General features: G+C 38.5%; 2 protein-coding genes. Both read right to left on the bottom strand.

What is annotated here, in order from left to right; translation table 11 throughout:
• Positions 1 to 990: hypothetical protein (locus tag ABZA26_RS14715; RefSeq protein WP_372715237.1), on the bottom strand; the 990-nt coding region annotated here is incomplete at its 3' end.
• A gap of 12 nt (positions 991 to 1002) precedes the next feature.
• Positions 1003 to 1593, bottom strand: a 591-nt coding sequence (locus ABZA26_RS14720) for a nitrilase-related carbon-nitrogen hydrolase (RefSeq protein WP_372715238.1), incomplete at its 5' end; no start/stop codon positions are given.

The following is a 1593-nucleotide window of genomic DNA, read 5'->3' on the forward strand; positions in this document are numbered from 1 at the left end:
GCTTATTCTGCCATTTTTCCCGAAAATTCTAAAGAGTTTTTCAAATCTTTTTGTATCTTTGAGAGGTATTATCCACTGATTATTTTCTATATCTCCCACTATCTCTCCGTCGATATCTCCGAGAAATGCCTCTATACTTCCTCCCGAAAAACTCTCCCAAAGATCAAAGAGAACCCTCTGCTCCTTAGGTATACTGGCAGTAAATATTTTAGCAGCTTTCCCGAAATCTCCAGAGGAGATGTAGACTCTGTTCTCTCCCAGATATTTCTCCATTTTTCTCTCTTGAGGCTGATTCTTAAAGAGGTCTATTACGCCTCCTTCTCCCACAATCTTATTATCCGCATAAACTTTTCCGGATTCATAATTCCCTGTGAGAACAGATCCCTTTACACCCCATAGTTCACCCTTTGTTCCAGAGGCATCCAGGAGTATTTTCCCGAATATATTGGATTTCCCTCTCTTTTTCAGAGCCAAAATATTCTCATTGGTTTCCCCAATACCTGACAGCACTCCTTCCAAATCCTCTTTAGAATCAGATATAAGAAAGTAACCTCTGTAGCCCTTCAAAAAAACTTCTTTTCCTGAAGAATATTTATCTCTGTATTTTTCCTTCAGAAGGTAATAATCTCCGGATTTATCAAAATATTTCCCAAGACGGGATTTAAACAGAGGGTACATTAGGCCTGGGTCTAAGACTCCCACCTTGTGTTCGTCCAGAAGCTCTATACTTCCAAAATAAAGAATGTATATGTTTTTTATATACTTCTTTTCTTTTTTCAGTTCTTCTATTTGATCCTCTTTCCCTATTTTCACCAGGAGCTCCTGGAGAGGTTTTATTTTTTTTCTGTTAAAATTTTCATTTACATAGACTGCCCTGGTATCTTTTACAAGGAATTTTTTTCCAGGTATATGATAGATATACTTGTATCCTGCCAGTAGTACCAAAACAAAGGCCAGCATAGATAAAAGCAGTATTTTCACTCTTTTCAAACTATCACTCTCCTATCTGTATTTTTCTTCCTTTATTCTCTCGAGCTCTCTTATGGTAAGGTCGAGATTTTCAGTTTTGAGTATAGGGGCTGCAAATCTTGCTTTTCTGATCTCTCTCTCTGAAAGTTCTGCCATGAGAAGATTTTCTTCCATATAAGGAGCTTCTGCCGTTATTTTTCCAGATGGTGATACCACTTGAGATCCCCCACCGAAAGTAACACCGTCTTCACACCCTACCCTGTTTGCCATTATAAAATAAGTTCCGGTCATGGAAGCTGTCAGATAACCTATTGCTTCCCACTCTTTTGAGATATAACGTCCCTCATCTTCAAATCCTCTTGCAGGGTTGTTCATGAGACAGAATATATAATCTGCTCCGTCCTGACTTAGAATATATGACGATGACTGATGCCATGCATCTTCACAGATAAGGACTCCCAGTCTTCCGAATTTTGTGTCAAAAGCTCTGAACCTGTCCCCGTTTTTAAAATATCTGGCTTCGAAAAACATACCGTAATTTGGCAGGTATACCTTTCTGTGGGTATGTTTTATCTCCCCGTCTTCCAGATAAAAAGCTGAGTTATATATATAATTGTCTTTTCC

This window comes from Ilyobacter sp., from assembly GCF_041583315.1.
Classification (GTDB): domain Bacteria; phylum Fusobacteriota; class Fusobacteriia; order Fusobacteriales; family Fusobacteriaceae; genus Ilyobacter.